Origin of the sequence: Natribaculum luteum, assembly GCF_023008545.1 — an archaeon.
Classification (GTDB): Archaea; Halobacteriota; Halobacteria; order Halobacteriales; family Natrialbaceae; genus Natribaculum; species Natribaculum luteum.
This window is the reverse complement of the sequence record NZ_CP095397.1, coordinates 2,435,536-2,452,570: the sequence shown is the minus strand read 5'-3', so window position 1 is coordinate 2,452,570 and position 17,035 is coordinate 2,435,536. Positions and strand designations below refer to the sequence as shown.

The window sequence follows — 17,035 nt, the reverse complement described above, 5'->3', positions numbered from 1 at the left end:
GGGTCGAACATCTATGCTACGGCTATGAACGTCGTCGACGCGCTGGACGCCGACAGGGGGACGCTCTGTGTGGTCGGAGCGGGTGGCAAGAAATCGACGCTGTACGCGCTCGCCGATCGCCTCGAGCGCGCCGTTCTCACGGCGACGGTGCGGATTCCGATCTTCGACCAGCACGTCGCGGCCGTGCAGGTGACGGACGCGCCACGGGCGGCACTCGAGGGCGCGACGGCGTTTCCGCTCGGACTCGTGCCCGCACGGGAGGACAACGACCGGTATCGCGGGTACGACCCCGAGACGGTCGACGCCATCGCGAGTGTCCACGACGGCCCCGTCCTCGTGAAGGCAGACGGAGCGCGAACGCGCGAGTTCAAGGCCCCCGACGAGCGCGAACCCCAGTTGCCGTCGACGACCGACGTTGTCGTCCCGATCGCGAGCGTCCACGCCGTCGGCAAGCCACTCACCGAAGAGTACGTCCACCGCCCCGAGCGCGTCGCCGCGATCACCGACCTCGAGGTCGGCGACCGGATCACGCCTGCGGCGGTCGCGACGGTCGTCTCGAGCGACGAGGGCGGGCTGAAGGGAATCCCGGCAGGTGCGACGACGATCCCGCTTCTCAACAAGGTCGACGACGCCGGCGACGAGGGGACGGCCCGCGAGATCGCAGCCGCGATCCTCGAGCAGGCAGACGTTCCACGGGTCGTCCTGGCGCGAATGGCGGACGTGACGGTGGTCGACGTCGTTCGATCGACGGACTGAGCGTCTGTCCCTGCCATCGGGCACTCGCACTGCCACGCGATTTCGCCGACAGCCGCTTGCAACGGACGGCAGAAGGCGTTTTCTCGCGTTCTGTTTTCGTACCGGCATGGCCGACGGAGACGGAACGTGGCTGGGACTCCAGGAGCGCGCGAAGCCGCTCGTTCACGCGGGAATCGTCCTCGGAATCGGATTGGGCGGCTTTTTCGACGGGATCGTCCTCCACCAGATACTTCAGTGGCACCATATGCTGTCTGCGTACCCCGACCCGGCGATCGCGGGCGATCTGCGAGTGAACGTGGTAGCTGACGGGTTCTTCCACGCCGCCACGTACCTCTTTACGATCGCCGGCGTGGCGTTGCTGGTTCGCGCCTGGCGTCGTGACGACGTCCCGCCCTCCGGGCGAGCGCTGCTCGGTTCGACGATCGTTGGATGGGGTGTGTTCAACCTCGCCGAGGGAGGCGTAAACCACCACCTTCTTGGCGTCCACCACGTCTGGCCGGCAGGACCGGGGAGTGTTCTCGCGTGGGACCTGGCGTTTCTGTTCTCCGGCCTGGTCTTCGTCGTCGGCGGGTACGCCCTGATTCGAAGCGAGGACGCGGTCGTTCCTCGAGAGCAACCGAGCCCGGAAGAACAGACCGCCTGAGGCGGTCTCCGCGAGCGATCGGCCGACCGAGAAGCCACACCGCTTTTGCGACGGGCCGCCTACGCTGGCGTATGGATAGCATCGGCGTCGTCGTCAATCCGATCGCTGGCATGGGCGGTCGGGTCGGACTGAAAGGGACCGACGGAAAAGTCGAGGAGGCACGCCGTCTGGGAGCCGAACCGCGTGCGCCCGACCGTGCCGTCGTCGCACTCGAGGCCCTCTACCGTCGCGAACCGGAACTTACCGTCTACACTGCCGCCGGCGAGATGGGTGCCGAGGAGGTGCACGCGGCAGGCTACGACCCGACGGTCGTCTACGAGCCAGACGCCGACGAAACGAGCGCGACGGACACGAAAGCCGCAGTTCGGGCATTTCTCGACCGAGACGTCGATCTGCTTCTGTTCGTCGGCGGCGACGGGACGGCTGTCGACGTCGCGGACGTCCTCGAGGACGCCGACTCGGAGACGCCGATGCTGGGCGTTCCCGCGGGCGTGAAAGTCTATTCTTCCGTCTTCGGCGTTACGCCAGCCGACACCGGACGGATCGCCGCCGAGGCAGACCGGGTCGAAAACCGGGAGATAAACGACATCGACGAGGAGGCCTACCGCGAGGGCGAGGTTCGAGCCGACCTGAAAGCCATCGTTCCCGTCCCCGTCGCACCGGACCTGCAGGCGAGCAAACAGCTCTCGAGTGGCAGCGTCGACGCGCTGGCCGAGGGCTTCGCTCGCGAGGTCGAGGAGGGGACGACGTACGTCTTCGGACCTGGCAGCACGGTGGGTGCGATCGAGGAGGAACTCGGTGTCGACCCCTCGCCGCTCGGAGTCGACGTCTGGCGCGACGGGGAGGTGCTCGCCCGCGACGCCGCCGAGTCGGAGATTCTCGAGGTCCTCGAGAATCCAGCCACCATCGTCGTCTCGCCGATCGGTGGACAGGGGTTCATCTTCGGGCGAGGCAACCACCAGATTTCGCCGGCGGTAATCGACCGCGCCGACGATATCGAGGTCGTCGCCTCGGGCGAGAAGCTCGACGATTTAGACGCGTTATGCGTCGACACCGACGACGAAGACGTCGACGAGTCCCTTCGGGGTTGGCTCCAGGTGCGAACTGGTCGGTTTACGACACGTCTCGTGAAAGTTGTATAATGATATCCCTCGTCAACTCAGCCGACCTAGTCCTATTACCCATAACGTCGATCGTATAATGAGAATATAGTCAAGATTAAGGTCGGCAGCGGCCTACCCGGAGACATGGAAACGCGGAAAGTGCAACGACTCGGTCCGTCGACGCTGGCGATGACGTTGCCCGCGGAGTGGGCGTCCGAACACGGCGTCGAAAAAGGAGATGAAGTGTCTCTCCGGACCGGCGGGAAGGGAACGTTGACGGTGATGCCGGAGTCCGTCAGCTCCGAAGACACGGAGGCGATCATCCGTGCCGACGACCTGGACGCCCAGGCCGTCGAACGGGCAATCGTCGCCCAGTACGTCCTCGGTCGACGGGTCATTCGAATCGAACGCGAGGAGGGCGCACTCGACTCCGCACACATCAACGCCGTCTACCAGGCCGAAACACAGCTGATGGGACTGGGTGTCATCGAGGAGACTCCCGAAAGCATCTCGATTCGCTGTTCGGTCGATCCCGAAGACTTCACGCTCGACAACCTCCTCGAGCGCCTCGAGCGAACGGGACGGACGATGCGCGGTGAAGCGATCAAGTCCCTGGCCCACGGCAACCCCGATCTCGCCCAGCGCGCGCTCAACCGCGAGCGCCAGGCCAACAAGATCTTCGTCCTCTTGCTTCGACTGATCTTCACCGCCTACCAGAACCCGAACCTCGCTCGCGCCGTGGGACTCGACAGCGGCTTCCCGCTCATCGGCTACCGCTCGATCGCGAAGAACCTCGAGTTGACCGCGGACAACGCGGAGGACATCGCCGAAATCGTGATGGAAGCCGACGGGCACGCGCTCAACGTCGAGAGCGCGACGATGCGCCAGATTCGTGAACTGACCGACCTGGTCGACGAGATCACGTCGGTCGCGGTCGAAGCCGCGGTCCGCCGGGACTACGATCTGACGATCGAAGTGCGGAAACTGTTCCAGGAGATCGACGAGACCGAACGCGACATTCTCGACGGCCTGCCGGAGATGTCCAACGACGACCTCCTGCAGGTGCGTGAGGTGCTGGTCAGTCTCCAGCAGACCGCCCAGTACGCCATGCGAAACGCGGAGATCGCGGCGAACCTCGCGCTCAACGAGGAGTCCGAACACACGAGCATTCGGTGACCGATCCCCGACGGCGACGGACGCTCACCGATCGGAATCGGCGTCGTCGACGACGCTGCCCACATTCGAAACTACCACCCTATTTTTAATTACAGCGAAGAATATGGCGGTATGGGGTCACAGGAGGAGCGAATCATCCGGCTCATCGCGAACACGTACAACCGAGCAGTGCTGTCGATTCTCAACGACGCTGCTCGACCGCTTCCTGTGACCGAACTGGCCGATCGCCTCGTTTCCCACGACGCCGGCGTGCTCCGGTCGTCCGACTACGAGAACGAGTTCGATCGAACGCTCGTTGCACTCCACCACAAACACCTTCCACAGCTCGACGACGCAGGACTGATCACGTACGATCACGAGGAGAACGTCGCCGTCTACCGCGATTACGCGGCGGTCGACGCCGAGTGGATGGAGATCGAGCTCATCGACGAGTTGCTATCGCGGTTCCAGACCGGCAGCCGCAGCGACGGCGACGCGATCGGCGTGATCGAAGGGCAGGCAGACGTGTACGAGTACAGCCGGGAACTGGCAGACAAGGCCGAAGACGAGTTGTTTCTCGTCTACGCCTCCGACGACTTGCTCGATCAGGATTGTCTCCCGCACGCGCGGCGAGCGATCGAACGCGGCGTGGACATCTACGCCGGATCACAGAATCCGGACGTCCGCGAGTACTTTCGCGAGTTCCTCCCGGCGGCGACCATCTGGGAACCACAGGGCGACTGGATGAACGAACCGTCGAGGTATCCGCGAGTCGGACGACTCATCGTCGCCGATCGCGACAAGGTCATGGTCGCCCTCTGGGACGAACCAGGCGACGATGGCACCAGAAGCGAGACGGCGATGATCGGCGAGGGAGCCACCAACCCCCTGGTCGCGCTCGTCCGCGGACTGCTTGGCCCCCGACTCGATCACCTCGACTACCAGAGCGACGACTTCACGAGCGACCTCCCGTTCGAACCGTGACCAGGAGATCGATTTCCGACGGCGGATTCGACCGCGATGGACCGACGTCGTCGTCCCGGTTCGCGTACGAGGTCGACCCGGACGAACGACGAAGCGAGGCCGTCGTCAGGGCAGTCGCGGCGCTCACGAACACGTCGCCGCTCGAACTCGAGCCGCTGTACGAGGTGATCGACCCCGAATCTCTAGACCGCACGTTCGCGGAGACGGACGGCGCCGTTAGCGCGGAGATTTCGTTCGCGTTCGACGACTGTGCGGTGACTGTCACGCGCAAGGTCATCTACGTCCACGTCACCGTCGACGAAGAGTGAGTCAGTCTCGAGCGTCGTACCAGCCTCGACGTCACACTATGTCGCCAGCCGAAGACGCGTCGGCGGTCGACTCGGGACGCTTCTCGACCGTTAGCGGACTCCGACACGTGAGCCGACAGGAAAACGCCGGATGTTCGGCGAAGTGTCTGACCAGCAGGTGGCGTCTCGAGCCGGTGATTCCGGTTCGACCCACTGCTTGTGCGCCGAATCGCTCCGGCAGTCGGTCGAAGAGCCGTCGAACGGCCTCGAACGACTCGAAGACCTTGGCGTTGCCGGCCGAGGTCGAGCCCCGTCTCGAGACGACGTACGAGCCGTCCTCACGGTAGGTACAGGCCGTGTAGACGAACTCGCGGCGTTCGGTCAGCGCGTCGTCGATCGCCTCCTGGAGCGCCCTCGCGTCGCGTCTGGACAGTTCCCGGGACGTCCCGTCGATCGTCAGGAAGAGCGTGCCGTCGTCGTCGACGGAGACGGCTGGAGCGTCGTCACTGCTCGAGAAGAACGCGATCAGGAGCGGGTTCACTCCGCGTCATGGGCGATCGTACAGGTGCCAGCGACAAAACAGTATCGGGACCGCTCCCTCGAGTCGCCCTCGCCTAACAGATCGGTCTCGACCGTCTCCTCGTAGGTGAGCGCCTCGAGTGGCACGGTGACCGTCGAGCCAGTCGGTAGTTCGATCCGGGCCTCGAATTCGATGCGCAGTTCCGACTGCTGGCCGTTCTCGAGGTGGGCGACCCACCACTCGTCGAGACGGTCGTGCTCGATCGCCGTCGTCGCGGTGACCGTCGTCTCCTCGCCGGACTCGAGGACCGTCCCGCCGGCCGTCTCGCCCTCGCCGACGACGACGCCGTTCATCGTGATCGCGTACCCGATCTGTGTCACTGGCACGTCGTACTCGCCGGGGTTGTACGCGTCGGCTGCCAGCTCGAGTTCGGTCCGGTTCGCGTCGACGTTTCCCCAGGACGCCCGGGTCTCGTTGAGGTACAGGACCGGATTCGGGGCGAACGGAACGTCCGCGTCGATCGGCCTGGGTTCGGTCGACTCGAACGACGAGAGGAGGTCCGTCTCGACGGTTCGGGACCGCGTAACGTTCCTGCTGTAGCCGAGGATGCCGGTCGTCACCTGTGCGTCGACGACGACGGTGGTTCGCTCCCCGTTCCGGACGTGTGACGCCCACCACCGGGGGATCACCGCGTTGTCCATCCACGCGGTGACGGTCTCGGTCGACGTTCCGGGTGCGACGGAGACGGCATCGTCGTGGCCCCGCGCCAGTTCGACGCCGTTCGCCCTGACGACGTAGTCGGCGGTGACGTCAACCGCCCGCGTGCCGATCGGGTTCGGATTGTCGACGGTCAGCGTGGCGCGAACCTCCGTGTGCGAGTCGTTGACCGCCCCGAACTCGCCGTCGACGCGCTCGACGGTGGGAACGCCGACGAGTCCGACGACGAACGCGCCCGCGATGACGACGACCAGCGAGAGAGCAATCGTCACTACGGTACGGAGCTTGCTGCCAAAGAGGATCGACGTCGTAGTCGTCATCACGATCGATTCCACGGTCGACCGCGTTCCACCACGGCGAGTGGCATGAGTCTGGAGGGAGTAATCGCCCACTTCGTGACGGTCGGATCGCCCTCGAGACGACGCGACTCTGTCGACGAATGAGTGCAATTAAGAGACCCCCACTACAAACGGTGCGACATGGCTGCATCAACGGAAACGACGGACAAAGGCATCGGACTCGCGATCGCGCTCGCCGTCGTCGCGGCACTCGGCGCGTTCGCAATGTTCGCCGGTGCACCGGACATCGAAGCCGCCTGGGGATTCGCCGCTGCCGTTCTCTTCGGCGGGCTCGCAGTCGCGGCGATCCACGCCTACTGGGGCTGAGCGGCGCGTCACCACGACGCCAGAAACGACGCTCAAACGACAGTAACTCCCGTCCTTCTCGAGTACAACAGCGAGTTACCTGCGATCGTCGATTTCCCGTACGTAATTGAAGGGGTCTACCAACAGTTAAGACGCCAGACGGCCTAGGCCTAGGTAACGACGATGACCGACTACTCCGACGAAGAGCAGCGAATTCTCTCGTACCTCCGCGAGAGCGCCGCCCGTGGCGAGCAGTACTTCCGGGCGAAGAACATCGCGGAAGCGATCGGACTCTCTTCGAAACAGGTCGGTGCGCGTCTGCCGCACCTCGCAGAGAAATCCGACGACGTCGACATCGAAAAGTGGGGACGCGCGCGCTCGACGACGTGGAAAGTGACGCTTAGTTGAGCGACGACGAGTGTGGCTGCTTTCACCGTCTTTTTACCCGCGTGACACGGACGTACCGACATGACCGTTCGGGTCCAGCGTACGTTCGAACTCACGATTCCGCCCGATCAGGTGTGGGAGTTCATCTCGGATCCCGGGAACCGCGCCCGATCGATCAGTGTCGTCAGTGAGTACACCGTCAACGACGCCGACGCGACGCACGTAACCTGGCACGTGGAGTTACCGATCCCGCTCGTGCGACGGACGATCGCCGTCGAGACAGAAGACGTCACCCGACGATCGCCGGAGTACGTGAAGTTCGTCGGCCGATCGAAGGTGATGAACGTCACTGGCGAACACGAGATCGAACCGAGAGACGGCGGCAGCCGGCTCGTAAACGAGTTCGTCGTCGACGGCAAGGTCCCCGGCGTCGAGACGTTCTTCGAACGAAACCTCGACGACGAACTCGAGAACCTGCGTCGCAACCTCGAGGCCTCACGATGACCGAGACGACGATCGCACTCGCACAACTCGAGATCGAAGCGGGAGACGTCGACGGCAACGTCGAGCGAGCGCTCGAGGCCGTCTCGAGTGCCGCCGACCGTGGCGCGGACCTCGTCGCCCTCCCCGAACTGTTTACCGTCGGTTACTTCGCGTTCGATCTCTACGAGCGGTACGCGGAACCGATCGAGGGAGAGACGTTCACGCGCCTGCAGGAGGCGGCAGCCGACCACGACGTCGCCGTCCTCGCAGGAACCATCGTCGAGGATCTCGCGGCGACCGAGTCGGTCGAGACCCCGGCCGCCGAGGGCCTGGCGAACACGGCCGCGCTGTTCGACTCGAGTGGCGACCTCGAACTCGTCTATCGCAAACACCACCTCTTCGGGTACGACTCCGTCGAGAACGAACTGCTCGTCCCCGGTGAACGGCTCGAGACGGCCGAAATCGGCGGCTTCACGGTCGGGGTAACGACCTGTTACGACCTCCGGTTTCCGGAACTCTATCGAAACCTCGTCGACGCCGGCGTCGACCTCGTCTGCGTTCCGAGCGCGTGGCCCTATCCCCGGATCGAACACTGGAACACGCTCTCGCGAGCCCGTGCGATCGAGAACCAGTGTTACGTCGCGACGATCAACGGGTCGGGGTCGTTCGCGGACGCGACGCTGCTCGGCCGGTCGACCGTCCACGACCCGTGGGGCGTGGCCGTAGCCTCGAGTGGCGACGAACCGACGATCGTGACCGCCGAGATCGACCCGCAGCGAGTAACGTCGGTCCGCGAGGAGTTCCCCGCTCTTCGGGACCGGCGGCTGTAAGTTCGTCGCTGGTCGGCCTCGAACACTGGCGGCCACGCGTTCCAGACCCGCTGGATTTTAGTCGTTCGGGACCAACGTTTATACGCCGGAAGACGGCGCTTTTCACGCCGCCGACCGGCATACCGGACCGCTGGACCGCCGCTGCTCGTCTCCCGGGAGAGCAGATCCACGTCTCGTCCGCACCTTTCGCCACCTCGTCCGCGTCTCTCGTCACCTCGTCCACACCTTTCGCCACCTCGTCCGCGTCTCTCGTCACCTCGTCCACACCTTTCGCTATCGGCTTCGGTCCCCCTCGAGAACTGCGGTTCGCGCGTCGTTCGATCCGCCACTCGAGACGACGGTATCGCGGCCTACTCGTCGTCTGCGGTCTTGATGTCCGCCGACAGCCCCTGGGCCATCTCGATCTCTTTCGAGTTGTTCATCGTCCAGGCGGTTCGCTCGGTGACGGCCTCGATGGCCTCTCGAGCGGAGGGGTAGCCGTTGCCGGACTTTTTGACGCCGCCGAAGGGTAGCTGCACCTCCGCACCGATACACGGCAGATTGGCGTAGGCCAGTCCGAGGTCGGCGTAGTCACGGAAGTAGTTGATCTGGCGATAGTCCTCCGAGATGATCGCACCGGCGAGACCGTACGGCGTGTCGTTGTGGATCTCGACCGCTCGTTCGATGTCACCGGAGTACTCCATCAGGGCGACGTGGGGGCCGAAACACTCCTCTTTGATACACCGCAGGTCCGGATCGTAGTCGATCTCGTAGACGAACGGCCCGACCCAGTAGCCGTTCGCGTAGCTACCGCTACGCTCACTATCGGAGGCAGTAGCTGCCCCCTCCTCGTGGTCCTCGGGAATTTCCTCGTCGTCGAGTTCGTACCGGTCGACGAGTACCTCCCCGCCTTCCTTCTCGGCGAGTTCGTTGTGCTTGCGGATCTTCTCGAGGTGCGCTGGCTCGATAGCGGGGCCCATGAACGTGTCCGCAGAGAGCGGGTCGCCGACGGCGACGCTCTCGGCGAGGTCGACGAACCGCGCTTTGAACTCGTCGTAGACGTCCTCGTGGACGATCAGCCGTTCGGAGGAGACACAGCGCTGGCCGGTCGTCTTGAACGAGGACATGATCGCCGAGTGGACGGCGACGTCGAGGTCTGCGTTCTCGGTGACGACGATGCCGTTTTTACCGCCCATCTCGCAGGCGGCGAGTTTGCCGGGTTCGCCGCCGACCTTGCCGGCGATCTCGTGGCCGACTTCCGCCGAGCCGGTAAAGAGGACGGTGTCGACTCGAGGATCGTCGACGATGGCGGCACCGGCGTCACCGTAGCCCTGGACCATGTTGAACACGCCCTCGGGGACACCGGCGTCTTCCATCATCTCGGCGACGATCTGGCCACACCACGGCGTCTGTTCGGCCGGCTTCCAGACGACGGTGTTGCCCTCGACCAGCGCGATCGCCATGTGCCAGAACGGGATTGCGACCGGGAAGTTCCACGGCGTGATACAGCCGATCACGCCCCGCGGTTTGCGACGCATGTACGAGTCCTTGCTCGGGATCTCGCTTGGGACCACGTCGCCGTGGGGGTGGCGGGCGTTGCCGGCCGCCCACTCGACCATGTGCGCCGCCTCGACGACGTCCGCTTTCCCCTCGGAGATCTCCTTGCCACACTCTCTGGTGACGATCTCGCCCAGTTCGTCGGTTCGCTCGCGCAGTTCGTGGTAGATGTCCCAGAGGTGTTCTGCGCGATCGATATACGACAGCGACCGCCACTCGTCGAAGGCCGCCTCGGCCGCCTCGAGTGCGGCGTCGACGTCCGACTCGGTGGCACGATGGAACTCGGCAAGCGGTTCACCAGTCGCCGGGTTCGTGCTCTCGAACGTCTCCGAGCCCTCGCCGTCGACCCACTCGCCACCGACGTAGTGACCGTGGATCTGTCCAGGGGTTTGTTGGCTCATACCAGGCAATATTTTCACTTGCCGAAAGCAAAAAGGCTGCTGTATTTCTCGACGGAAACTCGCTGCCCCAGCGACGGAACGAACCCGCCCGGTCGCCGAGCAGACGGCTAGAACCGGCTTCCGGCGTCGCAACGAGCCGACCGCGGGTGGGGCGGAACTGCCGTGAAATCGCCACTACCGCCCGTAGCCGAGGTCGGCGACCTTCTCGACTTCGCTTCGTAACTGCGTCGAATCGAAGTCGTGGTCGGGTCGGAGCCGAACGAAGTCGAGGAACTCACGCGCAGAGAGGAGACGGGACGGGTCGTACGCCGTCGCCGCCGCGCGGACGGTCGCTCGAGCGCCGATCCGTGGCTCGAGGACGGCCATCGCACACGCGAGGTCGTAGGCGCTCGTCTCCGAGATGCGGTCGTCTTGCACCCGGGTGGCGTCGATAAAGTAAAGTTCGCCCTCGCGATAGAGGATGTTCTCCGCGCGAAGGTCGCCATGTGCGAGTCCGTGCTCGTGTAGCGTCGCCAGCATCTCGAAGAGCTCCGGCGCGAGGTCGCGCACCTCCTCGTCGTCGAGGTCGCCGAGCGTCTCGAACGACGGCAGGTACTCCAGGACGAGGACGCCGAGTCCGTTGGCTTCGAAGGCCTCGATTGGGCGCGGCGCGTTGAGACCGATCTCGCGCATGCGTTTGGTCGCCTCGTACTCGTGTTCGACCATTTCGCGTGGCGTGTCGTACCGGTCGAAAAATCCCTCCGTCCCCGAGGAGAACGCGCCGACGTTTCGCCCCGTCGTGAGCAGCGCGTGGACGAACGCGTTCTGGCGCGTGACGATTTTGACGAACCACTCGTCGTCGATGACACACGGCGTCGACAGCCAGTTGTCGACCTCGAGGAACTCGACGCGGACGACTTCCCGGTCGTATCGCTCCGCCAGCGTTCTAAAGACGCGCTCGAGACGGCTCCAGTCGACGGTCCCTCGTGCGAGCTGGCGGAGGTTCATACGTCGGCTAAAGGAAAGCTGGGCATAAATGCATCTCGGAGTCGCGAGTACGGGCCGCTCGAGCGGACAGTCGCCAAAACGTATCAGTAATATTTTGTTCGTCGAAAGACAATACCGACACCAATGTATGCTGTCGACGATTTGAGCGACGCGATCGACGTAACTCGAGAGTTCCTGACGCCGATCCGGCCGGGAACGTGGCTCAAACTCGCGATCGTCGTCTTCTTCGTCGGCGGTCCCGGGCTGAGTACGCCGACGACCCCCACGGGCAACGTCGGTCCCGCCGTCGACGGACCGACGCCCGGCGCGGTCGAACCGGCGCTCCCGACGGGTGACGTCCTCGCACTCGTCGCCGTCCTCGCCGTGGTCGTGATCGCGATATGGCTCGTGTTCGCGCTCGTCGGTTCGATCATGGAGTTCGTCTTCATCGAATCGCTCCGGTCGTCTGCAGTCCACGTTCGACGATACGCGGGGAAGAATATCGGCCACGCCGTGCAACTGTTTCTCTTCCGGCTCGTCGCCGCGCTCGTCGTCTTCGTCCTCGTCGGCGTTCCGGCACTCGTCGCGATTCTCTCGGTGGAGTCGCTGGGATCGGTCTCGATCGGTCTGTTTCTACTGATCGCGCTCGCTGCGATTCCGCTCTCGATCGCATACGCCATCGTCACGCGCTTTACGACCGTCTTCGTCGCCCCGGTCATGTTACTCGAGGATCGGGGCATCGTCGCAGCGTGGCGGCGGTTCTGGCCGACGTTCACCGCGAACTGGAAAGAGTACGGCGTCTACCTGGTGCTCGCCTGGATCATCCAGTTCGCGCTCGGCTTCGCAGTCGCGTTTCTCGCGGCGTTCGGTGGCATCGCGCTGGCGATCCCGTTTGGCATCCTGATCGTCGTCTTGCTCGCGCTCGGTCCGGTCGGAGTCGCGCTCGCGGTCGGCGTCGGACTCGTCGCGCTCGTCGTCTTTTTGTTCCTCATGGCGCTGCTCCAGGTGCCCGTCTATTCGTACCTGCGATACTACGCCCTCTTGCTCCTGGGCGATACGAACGACGACCTCGATCTGATCCCTGACCAGCGCGCGGCCGTCCGAAGCGACGGCGGCGAGTGGGACGATCAGTCCGACGACGAGTGGGGCGAATCGGACGAGTGGGACGATCAGTCCGACGACGACCGAAACGGCTGGGAGTGACGGACTCGAGTCGCCAACTCCCGTCGACACGTCGTCTCGCTTCAGTGCGCTTATTTCGCCCGTCGGCAAGGCTTGTACATGAACTCCGAGCTACTCGACGACCGAGTGACCCGAGCGCCCGCCCAGTCGCTGGACCGCCACGAACCGTCGGCGACTCGAGAACCGCGGTCGTAACGATGTACGTTCTCGTCGGCGCGATACTGACGCTGCTCGGTGTCGTCGGCGTTCGGTACGCACCCCGGATCGTCGCCGTTCAGCGCGAGCGGGGGATGGCTCCGCTCGAGGGAGAAGAGATCGGCGACGACGAACGAATCCAGGTCACGCGAGGAATTGCCGTCCTCCTGACGATCGTCGGATTCGTCCTGATCGTCTACGGCGTCGGAATCGTCTGACAGAAGCGAGAAAAGCGAAGTTCAGGGGAAGGTGCCTGCCTGCTCGAAGGCGTCGGCGACGCGCTGGACGGAGACGACGTAGGCGGCAGTGCGGAAGTTCTCGAGGTCGCACTCCTCGTAGGCGTCGGTGAGCGCGTCGAAGGAGTCGACGATGATCGACTCGAGTTCCTCGTTGACCCGCTGTTCGGACCAGTAGAAGCGCTGGCGGTTCTGGACCCACTCGAAGTAGGAGACGGTGACGCCGCCGGCGTTGGCGAGGATGTCTGGGATGACGACGACGTCCTTCGCAGCGAGCACCTCGTCGGCGGCGGGCGTGATCGGGCCGTTCGCGGCCTCGGAGATCACGTCGGCCTGGACGTCCTCGGCGAGGTCGGCGTCGATCGCGTTCTCGAGTGCGGCGGGGATCAGCAGGTCGACGTCGAGGGTGAGCAGGTCGTCGTTGGAAATCTCCTCGTCGGCCTCGCTGTAGCCCGTGATCGAGCCGGTCTCGTTTTTGAACGCCTTGACCTCGCGGGCGTCGAGGCCGTCCTCGCTGTAGATGCCGCCGCTCGAGTCGGAGACGGCGACGACGGTCGCACCGAGGTCCTCGACGAGTTTCGCGGCGATCCAGCCGGCGTTGCCGTAGCCCTGGACGGCGACGGTCGCGTCGGCGATGTCCTCGCCGAGGTAGTCGAACGCCTCGCGAGCGGCGATCACGGTCGAGCGCCCGGTCGCCTCGACACGGCCCTCACTGCCGCCACTGTCGATCGCCTTCCCCGTGATGACGCCGGGTTCGGTCGTGTTCTCGAGGGTCTCGTAGGTGTCTTTGATCCAGTTCATCTCCCGCTGGCCGGTGTTGACGTCTGGCGCGGGGACGTCCCGGTCGACGCCGATCATGGGCGTCAGCTCCTTGGCGAACGCGCGGGTGATTCGCTCGAGTTCGCTCTCCGAGTACTCCGCGGGGTCGATGATGATACCGCCCTTGCCGCCACCGAGGGGAATGTCGACGATGGCGGTCTTGTAGGTCATCCAGCCCGACAGCGCCTTGACCTCGTCGCGGGTGACGTTCGGGTGATAGCGGATGCCACCCTTGTACGGCCCGCGGTCGCCGTTGAACTGCGAGCGGAAGGCCGTAAAGCGCTCGAGCGAGCCGTCGTCCATCTCGACGGTGAGGTTCGTCTCGAGCACGCGCTCGGGGTGTTTGAGGCGCTCGATGACGTCCTCGTCGACGTCGACGTGTTCGGCAGCGGCGTCGATCTGTGACTGCAAACTCTCGAAGGGGTTCGCTTCCTCGGACATTACGCCCGACTTCCGTCGAACCCAAAATAAGCGTGTCGAATAACGCCGAAGGTATGACATATAATACCATATATTATCCCAAAACAGTACCAGGCGCTTTATACCAAAGTTCGGGCAGTTATCGCGTCGAAAACCGACGTGAAGCGGTCGCCTGTCCAGTTTCCTCGCTCGGCCGAGGTTTGGGTTCGCGCCCGATCCGAGAGATTTCCGTAAGAACAGCAGCACGCGGGACGGGAAGTATCCGCCCGACGGGAGAACCGGGCTCGAACGACCGTTAACGGTCCCAGATTCGGGTTTCGAACTGGAAGGCACGGACGACGACGCCACTGCGAAACGAAAACCTGTTCAGATCATACTATCATGTACTCACGACCTTATATCTGATCGGCGTTGGCTGCGTCGGCGCGTTCGACGATCCGCTCGGCCTGTGCGATCAGCGGCGCGTCGATCATCTCACCGTCGACCTCGAAGACGCCCCGGCCTTCGGCGTCCGCCTCGCGTTTCCCCTCGAGGACGGCCCGTGCCCACTCGAGTTCCTCGGGATCGGGCGTAAACGCCTCGTTGATCGGCTCGACCTGGTCGGGGTGGATCGCCATCTTGCCGTCGTAGCCGAGCTGGATCGCGAACTCCGTCGCCTCGATCAGCCCCTCCTCGTCACCGAAGTCGGTGAAGACGGTGTCGATCGCCGCACAGTCGTTGGCGGCGGCTGCAGTGACGACCCGCTCGCGCCCGTAGAGGACCTCGAGTCCGTCGCTGGTTCGGGTCGCGCCGACGTCTGCGGCCAGATCTTCGGCCCCGAAGACGAGCGCGTCGGTCGCGTCGACGGCCGCGATCGCATCGGCCTCGAGGACGCCGCGAGCGCTCTCGACGAGCGCGAGGACGGGAACGACGGCGTCGTACCCGGACAGGTGGCTCACGAGACGGTCGACGTCGGCGGCGGACTCGGCTTTCGGCAGCATGACGCTGTCGAGGCGACCGTCGCCCTCGCCGAGGACGGCCTCGAGGTCGTCCTCGGCCCCGAGACCGACCGGATTGACCCGCAGGCAGACCTCACAGTCGGGGTCGAACGCGGGATCGGCGAGCACCTCGCGGACGGTCTCCCGTGCGTTCGCCTTCTGCCCCGGGGAGATGGCGTCCTCGAGGTCGAAGACCACGACGTCGGCGCCTGCGTCGGGTGCTTTCTGCAGCATCTCCGGACGATCTCCGGGCGTGAACATGACGCTTCTGCGAACCATACGCACACCCTCGAGGGCGACCAAGTTATATCAGGCGGCTCCGAGGGCCGTCTCGTCGGGCGATAAAATGGAGCGAGAGTGAAGGAACCGAGAACGGTACGAGGTATCGGTAGTCGATCGAACTGCGACAGGCCGCGCTACGGCCAGAGACCGCGTACGTCGTGAGCCTCGGCGATCCGTGAGAGCGCGACGATGTACGCGGCGTCACGCCAGGTGACGTCCCGAGACTCGTACTCCACGCGGATGGCGTCCCAGGCCCGCAGCATCTCGGTCTCGAGTTCCTCGTTGACCCGCTCCAGGGTCCACTTGCGGCGGTTGATGTCCTGGAGCCACTCGAAGTACGAGACGGTGACGCCGCCGGCGTTAGCGACGATGTCCGGGACGACGGGGATGCCACGCTCCTCGAAGATCTGATCTGCGGTCGAGGTCGTCGGCCCGTTCGCGCCCTCGACGACGATGTCGGCCTGGACGTCGCGGGCGTTCTCGGCGGTCAGGACGTTGCCGATCGCGGCCGGGATGAGCACGTCGACGTCCAGGGTGAGCAGTTCCTCGTTCGTGAGCGTCTCGGGGGCGTCGTACCCCGAAACCATCCCTGGTCGCTCGTCGTGGCCCTCGACGTCGTTCGTGTCGAGACCGTCGGGGTCGTAGATGGCTCCGTCGACGTCCGAAACGGCGACGACGTCTGCACCGAGGTCGTCGAGGTAGCGCGCGGCGTTGGCGCCGACGCTCCCGAAACCCTGGACGGCGACGGTCGTCTCGGCGACGTCGCGGTCGTAGTACTCGAGGATCTCGCGTGTGATGATCCCGACGCTCCGTCCGGGTGCCTCCTCGCGACCGTAGCTGCCGCCGATGACCGGCGGCTTGCCGGTGACGACGCCCGGCTGGGTCTCGCCTTCTTGCATCGAGTAGGCGTCCATGAACCACGCCATCGTCTGTGGGTCGGTCCCCATGTCGGGCGCGGGAATGTCCGTCATCGGGCCGATCACGGGTCGCAGTTCTTCGGCCATTCGGCGGGTGAGTCGCTCTTTCTCCGTCTGGCTCAGGTCTTTCGGGTCGACCACGACGCCGCCTTTTCCGCCGCCGAATGGAATGTCCATCACGGCACACTTCCAGGTCATCCACATCGAGAGGCCGACGCACTCTTTCTGGGTAACGTCGGGGTGGTAGCGGATGCCCCCCTTGTACGGCCCGCGGACGTTGTCGTGGTGGGCACGATACCCCGTATACATCTCGCGCGTTCCGTCGTCGCGTTCGAGCGGAATCGTGATCTGGTAGACGGACGTCGGGTGGCGCAGGCGTTCGATGACGCCCTCGTCGACGTCGAGGTGGGCTGCCGCACGCTCGAGCTGGCGACGGGCTGTCTCGACTGCGGTCTCCTCTTCCGGCTCGTGAGCGGGTTCAGTAGATGCCATAGTGAATCGTTCGGACGCCACGACTGTGCGAACGCATCACACAGTCACTGGCGAGAAGACGCCGACGGTCACCGCCACGTCGATCGGGGAATCGCCGGCGCAT

General features: G+C 64.6%; 19 protein-coding genes. 12 read left to right on the top strand and 7 right to left on the bottom strand.

All coding sequences use genetic code 11. The features are described 5' to 3' along the window. Window positions 1–24 precede the first annotated feature (24 nt). The 6 genes from yqeC to MU558_RS12590 all read left to right on the top strand — a co-directional run bounded on the left by yqeC (window position 25) and on the right by MU558_RS12590 (window position 4,949). Entirely contained in the window at window positions 25–756 is a 732-nt protein-coding gene (yqeC, locus tag MU558_RS12615; protein ID WP_246966626.1) for a selenium cofactor biosynthesis protein YqeC, read from the top strand. A gap of 106 nt (window positions 757–862) precedes the next feature. Continuing rightward, on the top strand, window positions 863–1,399 hold the full coding sequence (locus MU558_RS12610) for a DUF2243 domain-containing protein (protein WP_246966625.1): 537 nt from the start codon (window positions 863–865) through the stop codon (window positions 1,397–1,399). A gap of 71 nt (window positions 1,400–1,470) precedes the next feature. Further along, window positions 1,471–2,541 (top strand): ATP-NAD kinase family protein, encoded by a 1,071-nt coding sequence (locus tag MU558_RS12605; protein ID WP_246966624.1) that lies wholly within the window; start codon window positions 1,471–1,473, stop codon window positions 2,539–2,541. Between the two features lie 105 nt (window positions 2,542–2,646). Next, complete coding sequence (locus MU558_RS12600; RefSeq protein ID WP_246966623.1) at window positions 2,647–3,678, top strand: phosphate uptake regulator PhoU; 1,032 nt, start codon at window positions 2,647–2,649, stop codon at window positions 3,676–3,678. 111 nt (window positions 3,679–3,789) lie between these two features. Continuing rightward, a complete protein-coding gene (locus tag MU558_RS12595) occupies window positions 3,790–4,641 on the top strand; it encodes a DUF7344 domain-containing protein (RefSeq protein WP_246966622.1) in 852 nt (283 codons plus the stop codon). Further along, on the top strand, window positions 4,638–4,949 hold the full coding sequence (locus MU558_RS12590) for a HalOD1 output domain-containing protein (protein WP_246966621.1): 312 nt from the start codon (window positions 4,638–4,640) through the stop codon (window positions 4,947–4,949). Before MU558_RS12595 ends, MU558_RS12590 begins: the two co-directional genes overlap by 4 nt. Window positions 4,950–4,980: 31 nt before the next feature. Here the strand turns inward: MU558_RS12590 and MU558_RS12585 are convergent, their stop codons facing one another. Together MU558_RS12585 and MU558_RS12580 are read right to left on the bottom strand one after the other, a co-directional pair. Further along, complete coding sequence (locus tag MU558_RS12585; RefSeq protein WP_345781514.1) at window positions 4,981–5,361, bottom strand: DUF7528 family protein; 381 nt, start codon at window positions 5,359–5,361, stop codon at window positions 4,981–4,983. Between the two features lie 104 nt (window positions 5,362–5,465). Then, window positions 5,466–6,485: an LEA/WHy family protein gene (locus MU558_RS12580; protein WP_246966619.1), complete on the bottom strand. Its 1,020-nt coding sequence runs from the start codon at window positions 6,483–6,485 to the stop codon at window positions 5,466–5,468. Between the two features lie 159 nt (window positions 6,486–6,644). Here MU558_RS12580 and MU558_RS12575 point away from each other — a divergent pair, with 159 nt between their 5' ends. The 4 genes from MU558_RS12575 (at window position 6,645) to MU558_RS12560 (ending at window position 8,509) form a co-directional block, all read left to right on the top strand. Next, entirely contained in the window at window positions 6,645–6,830 is a 186-nt protein-coding gene (locus tag MU558_RS12575; RefSeq protein WP_246966618.1) for a DUF7525 family protein, read from the top strand. Between the two features lie 162 nt (window positions 6,831–6,992). Further along, entirely contained in the window at window positions 6,993–7,217 is a 225-nt protein-coding gene (locus MU558_RS12570; RefSeq protein WP_246966617.1) for a DUF7123 family protein, read from the top strand. 60 nt (window positions 7,218–7,277) lie between these two features. Further along, entirely contained in the window at window positions 7,278–7,700 is a 423-nt protein-coding gene (locus tag MU558_RS12565) for an SRPBCC family protein (protein WP_246966616.1), read from the top strand. Continuing rightward, window positions 7,697–8,509 carry a carbon-nitrogen family hydrolase gene (locus MU558_RS12560; RefSeq protein WP_246966615.1) on the top strand — a complete coding sequence of 271 codons (813 nt, stop codon included), beginning with the start codon at window positions 7,697–7,699 and terminating at the stop codon, window positions 8,507–8,509. The genes MU558_RS12565 and MU558_RS12560 overlap by 4 nt, the downstream gene beginning before the upstream one ends. A gap of 350 nt (window positions 8,510–8,859) precedes the next feature. Here the strand turns inward: MU558_RS12560 and MU558_RS12555 are convergent, their stop codons facing one another. Beyond that, window positions 8,860–10,446 (bottom strand): aldehyde dehydrogenase family protein, encoded by a 1,587-nt coding sequence (locus MU558_RS12555; protein ID WP_246966614.1) that lies wholly within the window; start codon window positions 10,444–10,446, stop codon window positions 8,860–8,862. A gap of 174 nt (window positions 10,447–10,620) precedes the next feature. Then, entirely contained in the window at window positions 10,621–11,433 is an 813-nt protein-coding gene (locus tag MU558_RS12550) for an RIO1 family regulatory kinase/ATPase domain-containing protein (RefSeq protein WP_246966613.1), read from the bottom strand. A 123-nt stretch (window positions 11,434–11,556) separates the two neighbouring features. On the opposite strand from MU558_RS12550, the gene MU558_RS12545 reads away from it, so the two are divergent. Continuing rightward, on the top strand, window positions 11,557–12,615 hold the full coding sequence (locus MU558_RS12545; protein ID WP_246966612.1) for a DUF7544 domain-containing protein: 1,059 nt from the start codon (window positions 11,557–11,559) through the stop codon (window positions 12,613–12,615). 176 nt (window positions 12,616–12,791) lie between these two features. Continuing rightward, window positions 12,792–13,007 carry a hypothetical protein gene (locus MU558_RS12540; RefSeq protein WP_246966611.1) on the top strand — a complete coding sequence of 72 codons (216 nt, stop codon included), beginning with the start codon at window positions 12,792–12,794 and terminating at the stop codon, window positions 13,005–13,007. A 21-nt stretch (window positions 13,008–13,028) separates the two neighbouring features. Here the strand turns inward: MU558_RS12540 and MU558_RS12535 are convergent, their stop codons facing one another. The 3 genes from MU558_RS12535 to gdhB all read right to left on the bottom strand — a co-directional run bounded on the left by MU558_RS12535 (window position 13,029) and on the right by gdhB (window position 16,932). After that, window positions 13,029–14,285 (bottom strand): Glu/Leu/Phe/Val family dehydrogenase, encoded by a 1,257-nt coding sequence (locus MU558_RS12535; RefSeq protein ID WP_246966610.1) that lies wholly within the window; start codon window positions 14,283–14,285, stop codon window positions 13,029–13,031. 374 nt (window positions 14,286–14,659) lie between these two features. Then, a complete protein-coding gene (locus MU558_RS12530; RefSeq protein WP_246966609.1) occupies window positions 14,660–15,520 on the bottom strand; it encodes an HpcH/HpaI aldolase/citrate lyase family protein in 861 nt (286 codons plus the stop codon). A 137-nt stretch (window positions 15,521–15,657) separates the two neighbouring features. Next, on the bottom strand, window positions 15,658–16,932 hold the full coding sequence (gdhB, locus tag MU558_RS12525) for a glutamate dehydrogenase GdhB (RefSeq protein WP_246966608.1): 1,275 nt from the start codon (window positions 16,930–16,932) through the stop codon (window positions 15,658–15,660). Between the last annotated feature and the right edge of the window lie 103 nt (window positions 16,933–17,035).